This window comes from Pseudomonas sp. S150 (assembly GCF_004526365.1).
GTDB classification, from domain to species: domain Bacteria; phylum Pseudomonadota; class Gammaproteobacteria; order Pseudomonadales; family Pseudomonadaceae; genus Aquipseudomonas; species Aquipseudomonas putida_A.
The window spans coordinates 3425837-3440062 of record NZ_CP038207.1 but is presented as its reverse complement, the minus strand read 5'-3'; the positions used below and the strand labels follow the sequence as shown (position 1 = coordinate 3440062).

At 58.3% G+C, this 14226-nt stretch carries 17 protein-coding genes and 2 pseudogenes; 1 reads left to right on the top strand and 18 read right to left on the bottom strand.

Going from position 1 to position 14226, the window contains the following annotated elements; genetic code table 11:
• Position 1: 1 nt before the first annotated feature.
• Complete coding sequence (locus E3Z29_RS15840) at positions 2 to 685, top strand: SOS response-associated peptidase family protein (protein ID WP_134786256.1); 684 nt, start codon at positions 2 to 4, stop codon at positions 683 to 685.
• A 36-nt stretch (positions 686 to 721) separates the two neighbouring features.
• Here E3Z29_RS15840 and E3Z29_RS29935 read toward each other — a convergent pair whose 3' ends face one another.
• The 18 genes and pseudogenes from E3Z29_RS29935 to E3Z29_RS15755 form a co-directional block, all read right to left on the bottom strand.
• Positions 722 to 862: a lysis system o-spanin lipoprotein Rz1 gene (locus E3Z29_RS29935; protein WP_372241223.1), complete on the bottom strand. Its 141-nt coding sequence runs from the start codon at positions 860 to 862 to the stop codon at positions 722 to 724.
• Between the two features lie 312 nt (positions 863 to 1174).
• The gene (locus E3Z29_RS15830; RefSeq protein ID WP_134786254.1) at positions 1175 to 1708 is read right to left on the bottom strand and encodes a glycoside hydrolase family 19 protein; all 534 of its coding nucleotides are present in this window, start codon (positions 1706 to 1708) and stop codon (positions 1175 to 1177) included.
• 57 nt (positions 1709 to 1765) lie between these two features.
• Positions 1766 to 2932, bottom strand: coding sequence for an acyltransferase (locus tag E3Z29_RS15825; protein WP_167734132.1), 1167 nt, complete (start codon positions 2930 to 2932; stop codon positions 1766 to 1768).
• Positions 2933 to 2996: 64 nt separating this feature from the next.
• On the bottom strand, positions 2997 to 3386 hold the full coding sequence (locus tag E3Z29_RS15820; RefSeq protein WP_134786252.1) for a tail fiber assembly protein: 390 nt from the start codon (positions 3384 to 3386) through the stop codon (positions 2997 to 2999).
• Positions 3386 to 4249, bottom strand: a complete 864-nt coding sequence (locus tag E3Z29_RS15815) for a hypothetical protein (protein WP_134786251.1) — start codon at positions 4247 to 4249, stop codon at positions 3386 to 3388. Before E3Z29_RS15815 ends, E3Z29_RS15820 begins: the two co-directional genes overlap by 1 nt.
• Before the next feature lie 3 nt (positions 4250 to 4252).
• Positions 4253 to 4843 carry a YmfQ family protein gene (locus tag E3Z29_RS15810; RefSeq protein WP_134786250.1) on the bottom strand — a complete coding sequence of 197 codons (591 nt, stop codon included), beginning with the start codon at positions 4841 to 4843 and terminating at the stop codon, positions 4253 to 4255.
• A gap of 9 nt (positions 4844 to 4852) precedes the next feature.
• Positions 4853 to 5293, bottom strand: a pseudogene (locus E3Z29_RS29515) (baseplate J/gp47 family protein); the annotation flags it as partial.
• Positions 5294 to 5312: 19 nt separating this feature from the next.
• Positions 5313 to 5772: pseudogene (locus tag E3Z29_RS29930) on the bottom strand (baseplate J/gp47 family protein).
• A gap of 143 nt (positions 5773 to 5915) precedes the next feature.
• Positions 5916 to 6383 (bottom strand): phage GP46 family protein, encoded by a 468-nt coding sequence (locus E3Z29_RS15800; protein WP_134786249.1) that lies wholly within the window; start codon positions 6381 to 6383, stop codon positions 5916 to 5918.
• Complete coding sequence (locus tag E3Z29_RS15795) at positions 6383 to 6898, bottom strand: phage baseplate assembly protein V (protein ID WP_134786248.1); 516 nt, start codon at positions 6896 to 6898, stop codon at positions 6383 to 6385. The genes E3Z29_RS15800 and E3Z29_RS15795 overlap by 1 nt, the downstream gene beginning before the upstream one ends.
• Positions 6891 to 8018 carry a phage baseplate assembly protein gene (locus tag E3Z29_RS15790; protein WP_134786247.1) on the bottom strand — a complete coding sequence of 376 codons (1128 nt, stop codon included), beginning with the start codon at positions 8016 to 8018 and terminating at the stop codon, positions 6891 to 6893. Before E3Z29_RS15790 ends, E3Z29_RS15795 begins: the two co-directional genes overlap by 8 nt.
• The gene (locus E3Z29_RS15785) at positions 8011 to 9276 is read right to left on the bottom strand and encodes a DNA circularization protein (RefSeq protein WP_134786246.1); all 1266 of its coding nucleotides are present in this window, start codon (positions 9274 to 9276) and stop codon (positions 8011 to 8013) included. Before E3Z29_RS15785 ends, E3Z29_RS15790 begins: the two co-directional genes overlap by 8 nt.
• Before the next feature lie 12 nt (positions 9277 to 9288).
• Positions 9289 to 11214: a phage tail tape measure protein gene (locus E3Z29_RS15780; RefSeq protein ID WP_134786245.1), complete on the bottom strand. Its 1926-nt coding sequence runs from the start codon at positions 11212 to 11214 to the stop codon at positions 9289 to 9291.
• A 100-nt stretch (positions 11215 to 11314) separates the two neighbouring features.
• The gene (locus tag E3Z29_RS15775; protein ID WP_134786244.1) at positions 11315 to 11617 is read right to left on the bottom strand and encodes a hypothetical protein; all 303 of its coding nucleotides are present in this window, start codon (positions 11615 to 11617) and stop codon (positions 11315 to 11317) included.
• Positions 11617 to 11985 (bottom strand): phage tail tube protein, encoded by a 369-nt coding sequence (locus tag E3Z29_RS15770; RefSeq protein WP_134786243.1) that lies wholly within the window; start codon positions 11983 to 11985, stop codon positions 11617 to 11619. The genes E3Z29_RS15775 and E3Z29_RS15770 overlap by 1 nt, the downstream gene beginning before the upstream one ends.
• A gap of 23 nt (positions 11986 to 12008) precedes the next feature.
• Complete coding sequence (locus E3Z29_RS15765; protein ID WP_134786242.1) at positions 12009 to 13481, bottom strand: phage tail sheath subtilisin-like domain-containing protein; 1473 nt, start codon at positions 13479 to 13481, stop codon at positions 12009 to 12011.
• On the bottom strand, positions 13481 to 13675 hold the full coding sequence (locus E3Z29_RS15760; RefSeq protein ID WP_256662005.1) for a DUF2635 domain-containing protein: 195 nt from the start codon (positions 13673 to 13675) through the stop codon (positions 13481 to 13483). The genes E3Z29_RS15765 and E3Z29_RS15760 overlap by 1 nt, the downstream gene beginning before the upstream one ends.
• Positions 13672 to 14226, bottom strand: a complete 555-nt coding sequence (locus E3Z29_RS15755; RefSeq protein ID WP_134786241.1) for a hypothetical protein — start codon at positions 14224 to 14226, stop codon at positions 13672 to 13674. Before E3Z29_RS15755 ends, E3Z29_RS15760 begins: the two co-directional genes overlap by 4 nt.

Here is a 14226-nt window from a genome sequence, read left to right as displayed (position 1 = left end):
AATGTGCGGACGACTCTCCCAATACAGCGGCACTCACGACTTCGTGGCGGCGCTCAGCATGCCAAACGCCCTGATCAACTCAACCGGCGAGCAGCCCCTCGAGCGGTACAACGCCGCGCCGACAGCCCAGCTTACCCTCTTCCATCAGGAAGGTCAGTTCCTGCACGCCGACATGGTCCGCTGGGGATGGCGCCCGCACTGGGCCAAGGATCGCGCCGCACCGATCAACGCCAGGGTCGAGAAAGTCGCCCACGGTCCATTCTTCCGCGCCATCTGGCCGCACCGGGCGATCATTGCGATCAACAACTGGTTCGAGTGGGTTGACGAGGGTGGCCCGAAGAAGCAGCCGTACCTGATCCGGCACCGAGACCAGTCGCCAATCCTCTGCGCCGCGATCGGCCAGTATCCGAACGAAGAACATGGCCCGGGCGAGCATGACGGCTTTGTCATCATCACCGCCGACAGCGCGGGCGGCATGGTCGACATTCATGACCGGCGGCCGGTCGCGCTATCGCCGGAACTCGCTCGGGAATGGCTGGATCCGGCCACACCGAAAGAGCGCGCCGAGCAGATGGTGCTGCACCAGGGAGAGCCATCCGAGGCTTTCGAATGGTTCAAGGTCGACCGCGCCGTCGGCAATGTCCGCAACCAAGGCCCCGACCTGATCCGCCCCATCAGCGCGTGATTTCTCGCACGTACGCCTGGCAGGCCTGCAGCGCGATCAGTCCCCGGTCACCTTCGTCGGTGATGGCGACAATTCGTTGAGCATGCGCCGGGTCAAGTCGGGCTCGTACGGTTGCATGATCCACGCCGCCGGCGCCGGCGGTGTCAGGCACTGAACAGCCACCGGCTGCACCCGCATCGATGAGGACTGACAGCCGCAGATCAGAAGTGGCAAGGCGATCGCGCAGAAGAGCCTGGGCTTTTTGAGCATTGGTCATTTTCTCGGAGTGGGTTTTGTCACTGGCCGCCAGCCGCTGCTCGAGCGCCAGCCGCTTATCCTGCTCGGCCTGCTGCGCGGTGGCGGCGGCCATGGTCAGCTGATTCAGGGTTTCGGTGTGCAGCCGGGCCTGCTCGGCCAACTGCTTTCCGTAACGCCAGTCCTGAAACTGCCAGGCGCCGGCCCCGGCGGTCAGCGCCAGCATCAAAACGCCGATCAACCTCCACGGGACGGTCACGCCAGCACCGCCCGCGCCTTCTCCCACAGCGCGAGCCGATCCGCCAATCCGTTCAGTCCGCCATTGATCCGCCGGGTGATGGTGTTGAACTCGTCCCGGTCGGCCAAATCGTTTAATCCCTTCTGCTTCCAGAACCACGCCGCCGACATCGCGGCATGCTGCGGCAGCTCTAGCAGTTCGGGATGGCTGATCAAGTCGAGGCCCAGCGCTTCGCCGCACGCGGCATAGTTCGACCGCCCGGTGATCTGGATCAGGCCGCGCCCGCAATACTTTCGGCCGTCACCCGGCACGGTGTTGCCCAGGTCCTTGCGCCCCTCGTAACCGCGCTGCGCATCCGTCGGTCCCCAGATCTCGCGCACCCAGCGCAGTTGGCCGGACTCGTGGCCGATTTGCGCAATGAACGCGGCCGCGCGCTTCGGGCCTACGATCTGGTAGTGCTGCATGGCGGTGTTGAGAGCAGAAACAAAAACGCCCGCTTGGGTGCGGGCGTTCGGTAGGATCTTCAGCAGCTGCTGCTGGGTGATCGGCATGGCATTCTCCAGGCAAAAAAAGCCGGCTCGAAGGCCGACTCCTTAGGGTTTCGGTAGTTACGTCGTAACGGCTTTTTTGCGGCGCGGCTTGAAAAGCGATCTGCCAAGGGTGACGAACGGCCTTTCGACATATTTGTAAGAAGCCCACGACAAGGGCAGCGATGCCGCGACGGTTAACCCAGCGACTGTAAGCATGATCGCCAGCGGGTATGCCGTTAATAGGTGCTCCGAAAACAATTCAAGAATTGCAGTCGCAGTCCAATACAGCACCATGAAATGCAACAAATAAAAACTGTAAGAAACGCGCCCAACGAATTGCGAAAAGCGATTATCCAATATCGCAATGTTTCCCTTGATGGAATTGCCGCCCAAAAGCATTACAAGACAGGCGGATCCAATCACAAATAAAACATCTTGCGGAAGAACATGAACTAATGGAAAGAAAGCACTGCCTGCCAAGAGACAGACGATAGCAAACCAAATTAAAATTTTAATCATGGTAGGGGTGAGACAAGACGTGATCGAATCTCCATGCTTGGCAGTTGCAACGCCAGTCGCAAACATAAAGAAATAGTATGCCCACGACCAGCCGAACCCGGGCGCGATGGTGGACAGGGCAATAGCTATCGCCAGCATCACCAAAGTGGTTGCAATACCGCCACGCCCACCGATCAATAGAAGGAAAGGCAGAATCAGCGAACCGAGGACCTCAACCAACAAGGTCCATGAATTGGGGTTCAAACTGGGCGATTGCAGAAGAGCGTTGTTTATCACCACAGACGTTGATACCGGCTCGCGATACCAGCCATTGAACCAGACCGTGCCCGCTTCTTTCGCAACATAGCCGTCAGAAAAAACGAATATGCAAATTATCGCTAAAACAAGCGAAAACCAATAAGCGGGTATGATACGAAGCAACCGTCTTACTGAGTACTCGACTAATGCGAAGACATCGATGTTCCTTCTGGATATCGACTGCGCGAGTACATAGCCGCTTAAAACAAAAAACAAGTCAACTGCAGCAGCGCCACTGAATACAGCGATCAGCGCCCTCGCAATACTCGCTTGGATACCGTTCACATCAAATACTGACTTCACCCAAATAGCTGGTTCAGTAATGAATCTCAGCCAAATCAAAGAATGCCCGACAGCTACGCATATCGCGGCCAGGCCGCGCAGTGACTCCAGCCGTGTGGAGAAGTTTTTTTCGATGGCAATTGTCAACGTAATCCGCCCCTTATGATTGGGCGAATGTTATCAGAGCGGTGCCGACATCAGGCGCCTAATTTTACGATGGCAGAGATGGCCAAGAAGGTTCAGATTTAGTCAAATCTACAGCCGTGAGCGCACGGGAGTAAGCCTGCCAAGCTTTTGCAGATGCCGTTTCGGCCGCCGTCGCATCACCCAATTGAAGAGACAAAAGCAATGGGGTCATCGCGATCGATGCCTGGCTCTTCAAGGCGGAAAAGGTATCGGTGTTGGCCGCCAGTATTTCTTCGGGAGTGGGCGGCACAACAGGGATAGGCTCGTAATTGGCGACAACTACGTCCCCGCTATTTATAGCGGCCTGCAATGCAATCCACTCATCGGGTGTTTCCTTTTCGGTGCACTGAAACGGCATTCCGCGGTAGATACACACTATTTGTCCGGTCGAATCATAAGAACAATCGGTGAACATTATTGAAGCCTCCAGAAAAAACCGTACCAATATTGACCGGAAACAGCCGCAGTTATAGTTGTCCCGCCAGCTACCACAGTTGCAATCGGCGCGACACCTGTCTGCGACAAACCACCTGAAGCAAACGGCAAAGCAAACACAGACCACGTCCCCCCTGCCGGAGCGACCAGTGCCGAGTTCACCCCAGCAACGTTTGCTTGCCACGCACCCCGCCCAGGCACAGCAATTGGCTTCGGCGCCAGCCCAGCGTAGACCGCGGAATATGGGAATTGAGCGGATCCCCACATGGCCACCCAGGCACCGGCAGGAGAAGACTTACCAATAACGAGCGTATCGCCATTGCTCATTGCGATCGAGTTAACGACCGCACCATTGACGAATATCTGGTCGCTTCCAGATCTATTGACGTTCAGTGAGGCTGAAGCGCCCGACCAGATGTAAAAGGTGGCACCGTCTGGAACGCTGCTCAGGGCGGGCAGAGTCACATCGCCGGTGTAAGCGCCAGCCAGGTCGATGAAGGACCCTGCCTGCGATGCAGTCAGCGTCCTCGGTCCCGAAATGTATTGCGTAGTCTGGGAGAACTGAAAGCCGGCGTTTTTCACAAACTCAGTCGTTGCTACTCGCTTACTGAAATCAAACAGCGCAGGAGTTTGGAACAAAGAGCTACCGCGTAAAGCCGCGAGTATTTGATTCTGAGTACCTTTCGCTGGTGTGATTCCTGCGGCCGTCAAAATCGAGATGAGTTCTTCTTGAACATCGTTCAGCCAGTCCTCAGTAACGACAGTCGCTTGTACACCACCAACCGGATCGCCTTCCGTGAACTTGTTGTCGGCCGTGGCCCCGGGGCCATCAATTCTGTGCATTGATTATGCTCCATACGCGAAAATCGCGATCGTGTGTGCGGGTTTGAGTTGATTCAATTTGCATTCGAGGGTGTCATTACCCCATGTGCGTAGTCGCTCACCAGCGCCTGAAAGACCTGCTCGGAATTCCGTCACGCTGACTTCCGGCGCCCTGATAAGCCAAGTAAAAATCCATGGCCCATTGGTCAGAAGGTCTCCTGCGCTGGAGTGGCCGGCCCTGAAAGGCCTGTACTCCTCGATCGTCACCGTGTAGCCAAGTGAGGCGGCGAGCTCAATGAAATAGCCAGGCGATTGCCCGCCGGTGCTGGTGAGCTTTGTTAAAAGTGCGTTCTTGCGGCCCTGCAGGGTTTCCTCCAGCGCCCTGGAGCATTTGTCGGGAAGTCCAGCGACCCGCTCCCAATCGCTCAATAGCTCGTTGGTACTGGCGGGGTTCGCTTCTTTGGGGAGCGATTCGCCGCGGCCATCAACCCGAGCAAGCTCGATCGACATGCCATCCAGCAAGTCATGCAAGGTGGTACCGGCTTCCCGAGGGAATGCCTGACCGGGTGGCAGCAGCGTTTTCAGCTGCTCCAGGTAGTCGGCAGCTGTCGGCATTACGCCTCCTTAAAAGCTGGAGAAGGTGATGGTCCCAGGTACGGCCATGTGGCCGACGGCGTGCGCGACGTCGGATGTCGGGGTGACAATGGCGTTGTCAGCCTCGCCAGCCGCAATCGAAACTGCCTCGCGCAGTCGACTTATCAGGATTGGAGACCCCGGCTTCGAGTCGCGTACGATCAAATCAGCGACCTCCGCCCTAACTGCGGCCTGAACTGCGGCGGTGTTTGGCGACAGCTTCACGGTCATGTTGAGCGGATCATCTATTGGAGCAGCTACGAACACCTCAGCAGTAACCGGGCGCCGGGTGCTGTCATCGATGTAGTCCTGAACCTCCGCAACCTTGGCCGGCGTCGGGATTATGTCCGTCTCGCCATCGCACACGAACAGAACGGTAACGGTGCCGGCGCCCACTTGGCGTGGATAAACCCACACCCGGGTAACCCCCGGAACTTCAAGCGCCCAAAGCTCATAATCGGCCTCTGCCCCGCCGTGCGGTGGTTTCCTGGATTCGCTTCAATAAGCGACTGAGAAGCTGTGGGTCCGTCTCAACATCGAGCCCTCCTTCTATATCGCTCGCGGCAGACCCTGTGGACTGAACACCAGCAACGGGTGACAGTAGAAATAGCGGTGTGCCTGCTTGAGTGTCGCCCAAGGCACCGGCCTCCACTGCCACGATCGTCGGCTGCAACGTCGTATCGGTGAATATCCCGTCAGCCAAAACACGGTACTGCACCATCCTGCCGCTGGAGGATCGTTCCGGCCAGCACCGTGGAACCAATTGCGCCGGAGAGCAGAGCCGCCCCCGTCGCATAATCGGCGGACTTGCGAAATACCTTCCAGATGGCGGCCCATCGCTCAAGGTATTCTTTCTCGGCGGTGTCGATGATCGCTTGTTTCGCAGCCCACTCAAGGAATCCATAGAGCATATGGACGGCGCCTGCCTCAGATCGCGCGACAATCCCGAGCAGCGAGCGGCGCAGCACCGCACTTTGCACCCCGGTAACGCGGCCGCTGATATCAGTGGTCACCCGATCGATGAGTTCGGGCAAAGTCGGTCGAGCAAATGGCATCAGCCTGTCCTCTTGCCGGCCTGGGCCGACCATTCGTAGTTGTATTGGAATCGAACCGCTTGTCCGGTAGGCCGGTAGATATCGATCACCAGCTGCATCCAGCCCTGCGAAATGTACGACGCGACGACATCAATCCTCGTCGACACCAGGTCGTCGATCATCCAGGTCAGCGCCTCCCGGCAGTACTGCTCGGCGCGACTCAAGGTTTGTGGAAGCTGTTTTTCCCTGGCAAGCAACCAGAGCAGCGAACCGGTCTGGTCAGAAGCGGATGCATTGGTGATGTCACCCCAGTACCCGCGCAGGTCGTCCTGCGGATACTCAGGCGGAATTTGTTCTGCACTCGCCCGGCGATCGGTGAACAGGCTGATGATGACGGCCGTCTCGAGCCCGTCATCACGCTCAAGGTCGAACCCAAACAGCACCAGGTCGCCGCCGAACTCGGTCATTACCATCGCTGCGTCGGCCATCAAGTGGGCACTCCTGAGTTCGCACTGCCAACGGTCACGTTGCCATGCCGGTGGGTGCTGCCTATGTCCTTGCCGTTATTGGTGACGGTACCAGTGGTGGTGATGTTGCCGACTACCTCAAGATCGCCGATCAGCTTGATCGTCGGAGCCGTCACCTCAACGTGCTGAACGGCGGTCACCTTGACCATGTCCCGCAGGAGTTCGAATTTGTTGCCGAGATCGTCGTACATCGCGACCTCCCCCGCCTCCAGTGGTATTCGATAGCGTCGGTCATCGACTACCAGCACGATGCCCTGCTCTCGATTTCCACCAAGGAATGCCACGGCAACATCGCCGCCGGTTGGGTGACTGGTGAAGCCGTAGTTCTGCATGTGCTCAACGCCGTCACGCAGTTCGTTCTTCAAAAGCTCGACCTGCACTTGCTGCCTACCGTTCGCGTCATTTACACCGCGCAGAACACCGCGGCCGAACATCATCATCACTCGGTTGCCGAGGTCTCGAACTGGGTTACCCATCTTTCTTGTCCTCTTCCCCTATGGCCTCAGCCCAAATGTTTCGGCCGCCCTTCTTGGCGGTCTTCCCCTTTGCCCCTCTCTTGGAGTCCGGCGGTTCTGGCGAGAATGCCTGCGGGCTCACGATGTCAAGCTTGGTGGTGGTGCCGCCCTCACCGCGCTCGTATGTGACCTGGCGGATGATCATTTGACCATCCATCCGCAGCCACGGAGACTTGACCTGCACCAGCATGCCCGGCTCCCATAGCGGACCGCCCGGGCTCTGCCGCCAGCCCTGCACCGTGATGCTTGCTGAGGCCGATTTCCCTAGCCGGCTATTGGCCTCCCACGTTGCGCGCTCCTGGGCGCTGCCGCTCGTGCTTCCCGATTCGGCGACGACCAGCATTGGCCGGTAGCGCTTGACTCCACTGTCACTGGCACCAGCCTCAATGTGTGCCTCGGTCTCACCTTCACTGGCTGGGTCGTAAGCCGCCTGTCCCTTTACCAGGTAATTGCTGTAGCGCTGACTGTGATCGATGCTCCCCGACGCACTGAGAATGTTTTCTCCCTGCACCAACCCAACCGACGCTCGTCTGTTACCCGTCCGGGTGATCAACAATCCGCCGGCACCGTCAGGCATGAGCAACAGGCGGCGTTGCCGTGCATATCGCTCGAGCGCCTCGAAGGCCGTCTCGCCCTGTTGCAGCTTGCACACGTGAAACGGTTCACCAACCGGCACGTCGGCCGACACCCCGACACCAAACGGCTTTGCCAGGATCTGGGCAAAACGCAGCAAGTCGATGTTTTTCCACTCATCCGGGGTGTGCACAGCGCTGCAATCGATCAGGTCAGCAGTTCGGTCCCGCCCCTGAATGTTGATGGTGTGATCGTTCGCACTGAACGAAGGCTTGAAGATATCGACGTATCCGATCACCATCGATATCCCCCCCAACCTGACCTCACACCGGTCACCTGGCAGAATTGGCCAAGGCTCCGTTTGCGCGGTACGACCATCCTGCCCTTCCCAGCGCTCTGTCAGCGTCACCGTGAACGCCCCCGAAGAAGCATCCACGGCCCGGGTAACACCGACCTGGGTCCAGCCGGCGTAATTCATTCCATTGACCAGCAACTCAAGGTCATCCATTTACAAGCACCTCAAGCGATTGACCACCGGTCAAAAAACCAGGCCGTCGGGGATCATTGCGCGCAACGATGTCATCAGCCCGCCCGGCGTCCCCATAAAGCTGGTAGGCAACAACCAAAGAAGGCAGCGTCTGGCGCGGGGAGAACCTCGCAAGCCGAGGAAGATCCTGATCGGGATCAGGTACTGCCTGTACGACGGCCGTTCTCAAATCAGTTAGCGCGACGTACACCAGATCATCAATCGTAGATTCACTCTCCACATCCAGACGATCCGCGAGTTCCGTTCGCACAGCGATCGCCGATTCATAGCTGTCGTATTTAGTCGGGGACGAGACGGTCTTCGTACCCCCGTTCGAAACCTCTTCCGTGGTCTGCGTGACCACTGCGGCAGATGCCGCCTGCGAAATAGCTGATTGCCGTACAAGCGCTGAGATGGCTCTGGAGTTCTTCGCGACCTGCTTCCTGCTCGGCGTGGTGTTCGCCACCACAACGGGTACATCACCACCGTCACCGCTCGAAAAATACTGATCGTAAAGACTGGTCAGCATCTTGAAAGCGCTACCACCGAACGCTGAGCGGATACTGCCGATCGCGTCTACGACACTTTCGGCGAAATCGAACGGCGACTGGATCAGATCAAAGGCATCGGAACCGATACTCTTGACCCTGTCGTAGAAGTCCGAGACCGCCTGTATATCGCTGGAAACGATGAATTCTGGCGAACTCAGGAAATCACTCAAATCCTTGATTTGCGCGGTCGCGGCATCAGCCACAAACGACGGGTAGCCTTTCGTGAGGAAGTCGGAGACAAAGCTTCCCTTGGCGGCATCCGTGACTTCGTTGCCCTTTTCGCTGATTGCATTGACGCTATCGACCTTCGCCGATGGGTACGAAGCCTCGCCCGCCTCGAGGAACGTCATCGAGATAGTGCACTTGCCGCCTTCTTCCGACGACTCGCTGACGTTCAGCCCCCGGCAAACCACGGTCAGTTCGCCGCGGTATGGGTGAACCAGCACACCAGGGCCTGCCTGCTCGCACGCCTCGATCAGCTCTTCCCGGGCGACGTCATATTCCTTTCCCAGCAAGTAGCCGGTAATCCCGAACTCTCTCGACTTACGCCCCAGATCCTCGGTGTACGGGATATCCCGCTGCGCCGTTTCGTGTACCGCTTGGCGCCGGCCGTGACTGCTGTCTGCCGTGGCCACAAAAAAGCCCACGCCGCGAAAGGTCGCGGCGCGATAGTTGTCTCGCCAAGCCATGGGGAGCTCCAGTTATGGGGCCATCATTGAGAAGCCGATGTCGGTGTCGAAGGTGGCGCCCTGGCTGCCCTCGGTTTTCACCTTGGAGCCCGGCGGGACGTTGTTCAGGTCAACCTGCACCTTCACTGCCTGCGGCGGCTGCGCGAGTTGCTGCGCTGCTTCCTGGCCAATCTGTGCGGCACGACGGCCCAGATCGGTATCAGCCGCATAATTTCCGGCCACCGGAGCGGTGCCTTCAGCGACACCACTGACGACAGCACCATCAATACCGAGGAGTTTTTTTGCCCAGTCCGGTAAACCGTTCTTGATGGCAGCAACGGCTTCAGCGATTTTAGAACCCAGGATTACCCCTAGGTCCCAACCGGTCAGATATCTAATCAGTGCCGCGAAGGCATCCATCATCAGCGTGACCGGGTTCAGGCCCACCCAAATAGAAACAATTCCGGAGAGCTTTTCTCCAATGATCGCGGCAATGTCCCATCCGGTCAGGTATCTGATTAGGTTGCTGAATGCTTCCATCATCAGCGTGATCGGGTTCAGACCGGCCCAAATAGAAACAATGCCGGAGATTTTTTCTCCAATGATCGCGGCAATGTCCCATCCAGTCAGGTAACTGATTAAGCCGTTGAATGCCTCCATCATCAGCGTGACTGGGTTGTACTCCAGCCAGAGCTTTACAATCCCATTGATGATTCCGTCCGCAAACGCGGCTTTGACGCTCGCCCACTTTTCTTCAAAGAATTTGGCAATGGCGTCCCAGTTTCGATAAACGATGAACGCCGCAGCGCCGATCGCAGCGACCGCAGCGAGGAACCAGCCGACCGGGGTGAGGGTAATTGCTACGCCAAGCCCCTTCAGCGCCACTGCGAGATTCAGTACAGCCATGACCAGACCACCGCCGATGTACAGGCCGAGCGCAGTGAAGACCAAGTTGGCAGCACCAAAAGTGTCCGAGAGCGAACCGAAAATATCTATAACGGGTTTAACTCCGTCATAAAGTTCGCCGAGCAGACCGGTAATCTTCTCGATATTGCCTGGCAGATTCGCTGCGAATGACGTCGCAAACGCTTCAATCTGAGGCCGGTATTTGACGATCGTCTCAATCAGCTGAGTGCCGAGCTTATTGAGTTGCGGCACGAGGGCACTGCCGATCGTATTGCCCACGCCACTCAGCGCGGCATGGATCGTGTCGAGCGTATCGCCGAACGCCTCACCTTCCCGCACCGCGTCGTCGGAAATGACCAGCCCCAGACGGCGAGCCTCGTCGGACATTTCCTTGAGCCCGGCGCTACCGCCACGGATCAGCGGCAGCAATTCAGTGGCGCTCTTGCCGAAAATCTTCACAGCAGCCTGGGCCTGCAGCGACGGATCTTTGATCTTCGAAATTCGGTCGACGAAAGTATCGAACAGTGCATCAGAGCTTTTCAGCTTGCCTGATGCATCCTTGATGTTGATGCCCAGGCCCTTGAACATTTCCTTGAGTTCTTTCGAGCCGGCCGTGGCCGCGCCAACGTTGATCTGCATCTTCTGCAGGGCGCCGCCCAGCGTTTCCGCTGAAGAACCCGTCAGCTTCGCCGCAAAGCCCAGTTCCTGGAATCGCTCACGACTGATTCCGGTGCGTTCAGCCGTATCGCCGATAGCCCCGGTTGCATCGGCGAACCCTTGGAAGAACAGGTTCAACGCTGCGCCGGTAATGCCCAGGGTGGCGCCGAGCCCAAGCAAGCGCCGAGCACTCGAGTCCACGGCCTTGCCAATGCCAGCAACCGCTCCACCTACCCCTTTGAGGCTATTGGTGAATACCGGCAAACCTACTCGATCGAGCGCTCCGGTTATGCCCGCGCTAGCCGCCCTGACCTTGCCGAAGATTCCCCGCAACGGAGCGGTCACGCGGTCGACGGCCTTAATGATCAGGCTTAAGGAGTATCCTTTGTCTGCCATCCTACCCACTCCTCGGTGCGCTCAAGCCACCAGTTCAGTTCCTCGAAGTCCATTTCCATGACTTCCGATGGCTGAACGCTCATAACTTTGACGACGACGGTTACGCCTCCTTCCCACCCCCGAGGTGCTTCAGCAAAAAATCGCGCGCCTCGCCGATGACGGCTGCTTGATCGTCCTCGCTCAGCTCGTCGAGCAATGAAGGAGGATGGCCAACCATCTTGGCGCCGAGGTCAATCAGCGTGGCAAAATCCATGTCAGCGCCGCCGTTGCCCTTACCATCAGAGGTAATGCGCAAGGCGTGACCACGCAGGTATTTCAGCTTGCGGGTGACCGTCAGTTCGGTGAATGTGTCTTTGCCGAACGTGACCGGTTCAGTCAGGGGTAGCGTTTTTTCCTTTGCCATTACTTCACTTCCTCACAAGACATGCCTTCAAATCGGCAGGCGATGTTGCCTTCCTCGGTGTTGCCGGTGCCCTCGCCCGCGTACCAGGCATCGCTCAGCGCGATAACCTTGCCGTTTGCAAGTTCCAGCGTGATGGTCGCCTCATCAAGCGTGACCAGATCTTCGAGACTCAGCTCGTTACGATCTGTGATCTCCCCTTCAATGAAGGGAACCTGAGGCGTTTCCTTGTAGCCGTGAACAACGTCGGCGCCGACCACGCCTTCGCGTTTTGGTTTGCCGAGGTTGTAGGTGAAACTGCCTTTGGCGAAGTAGATGTCGCCATTGACCTTCAGGGCGATGGTTCCCCCGATACGGTTTTTGCCTGCCATGTGTTATCTCCTGGCGATCGCCGTTACAGGCGGAACTGAATTTTGGAACCGACGATGCGCAACTGATTGACCAGGTCAGGCGGCAACAACATGTCGAGCCGGTTCGGGTCACTCGCGTTTCGCTCGCTGATGAGGTTGGCCTTGAAGTCAGCCATGTTCTCGACCAGACCCAGGCGCTCCCACTCGCGAAACTTCGAGATGGCCTCTGCCTTCATCACCACTGGAGTCACTACAGGCTGGCCAGCGCCGTAGCGCGTACCGTCGTTCGCCAGTTTGTGACGCGGGTACTTGCGCAGGATGTAGTCACGCCAGTCATGGCGCAGGAACATCAGGGTGAGCAGGGTTTCACTGTCGAGGTAGCTGATGTCGGAGCCGCCGGCGGCATTGGTTTTATAGGTGGTGATCAGCCGCTCAACCTGCATCGTGCCGTCAGTGGCCACCTTGCTGGTGGCAATGCCATCAAACAGCAGCAGGTTGCGCTCTTCGTTGGTGAAGCGATCAGCCGCTACTGGCGGCAGGCACCAGGTGTAGGCCAGATTTTGAATCGGGCGGGCCGGGTCAATGGCCGCGTAATAAGCCGCAATGGCCATGGTCTCTGCCGCCTTTTCATAAGCAGGCATCGGTTCATCGTTGGCCATGATGATCGTCAGGTGCTGGCTGTTGTGGCTATCACCGATTGCCCCCAGCGTGCCCTGAGTGCCGCGCGCAGCTACGAAAGCATGCGCCTCGATCTCGCGATTCCAGGCGAAGCGGCTGGACAACTCGGTTTTGATGGTGGCCAGACTCGCGGAATCGGAGTACGGCACACCCCACGTTTGCAGCCACTCATCACCAAGGGCGGCCAGAGCGCTACCCAGAGCAGGGTTGCCAGAGCCACCGGAAAACGCGGTGAACGTAACGCCCACTCCGGCAGGCAGAACCTGACCCGTGTAGTAGTTGACCATGGCGTTCAGGCTGTTGCCCGCTTCGCCCTTGTGTCGACTGGTCAGCGTAACCGTGCCGGTGGCGGCAACCGCGGTCACCGGCATGTCGGCAGCAGCCGTGATTGCGGCGGCAGCAGCGGTGCCGATGGCGGTAGCAGTGTCGCCACTGATGACACCCACCGACACGCGGCGCCCCGCAATCAGCAGTTCAATGGTGCCAGAAGCAGTGGCAGGGCCGGTGAAGACGATAGTACCTGTAGCGGCAGCGCCGGCTGCGTTGTCGATCACCGGCATCACCTGCAACTCGGTGTAGGTGTCGATGGCCAGCGCCGCGCGCACCATGCCGGCAAGCATTGAGCCAGCTCCGAACAGCGTATCGGCCTGCGCTGCACTGGTCACACGAACCAGGACGTTTGCGATGGCGGTGCCGGCAGCAAGCTTCTGACCGATCAGTAGACGTCGATAAGTAACCGACTGTGGGCCGCGTACAGCCTGGCTGTTGTCGATCTCGCTGTAGGCGCCCGGCTTGCGAAGCGATCCAGGCCCTGTAATGGTGTCGAATCCGATAGCCATTATTTCTCACCTTTTGGGGTTTGGGCCTGAACTACAGGCTGTTCTGTTTCGATCACGACATCACCGGCCGCAGCCTTGCGAATCCAGTAGCTGTTGATTTCCAGCGTCTTGCCCTCAACAGGCAGCGCCTCATAGTTTCCGGGGATCCGCACCAGGCGTCCCTCGACAGGTTTAACCAGCACTCGGGTGGTCATGGGTTCAGGTCCTCAATGATCGTTTTTGCACGATCCGTCGAATTGGGTTGGGCGTTGTCCAGGCTGTACTCGGTAGTGACCGTGTCCAGATCGGGCAGGTTTTCGCTGAATAAGTCGTCTGGGTGGCGGTCGAAGTACTCCGCCTCGAAGATGAGGCGGCAAGCTCCGGTCAGCTGTTCGGACTGATCTAACAGCACCATTCGAGAGCGCAGTAGCTGCAGATCATTGGCGGTGTCGCCGAGTGTGTCGTCCATCAGCAGCAGTCGCTCGACCTGCCGGGCCAGCGTGTCGAGCGTGTCATCCAATGCGTCGTTGCCGTCGGCATGGATCTCCACCACCAACTCAACCCGGCGCCGATACTCGCGAGGAGCCTGATTAAAGATTTCGCTGGTCTCGTCCATGGTGAAAACGCAGATCGCCGGAAGATCGCTCTGCCAGCTGTTGGAAATAAACGGACGCACGCGGCTGGCATAAACGCTAGCCCCAGCGTTGGTAGCGCCCAGCAGCGACGCAACAGCCTTCTTGCGGATCAGTTCGCGGGGGTGAGCCAT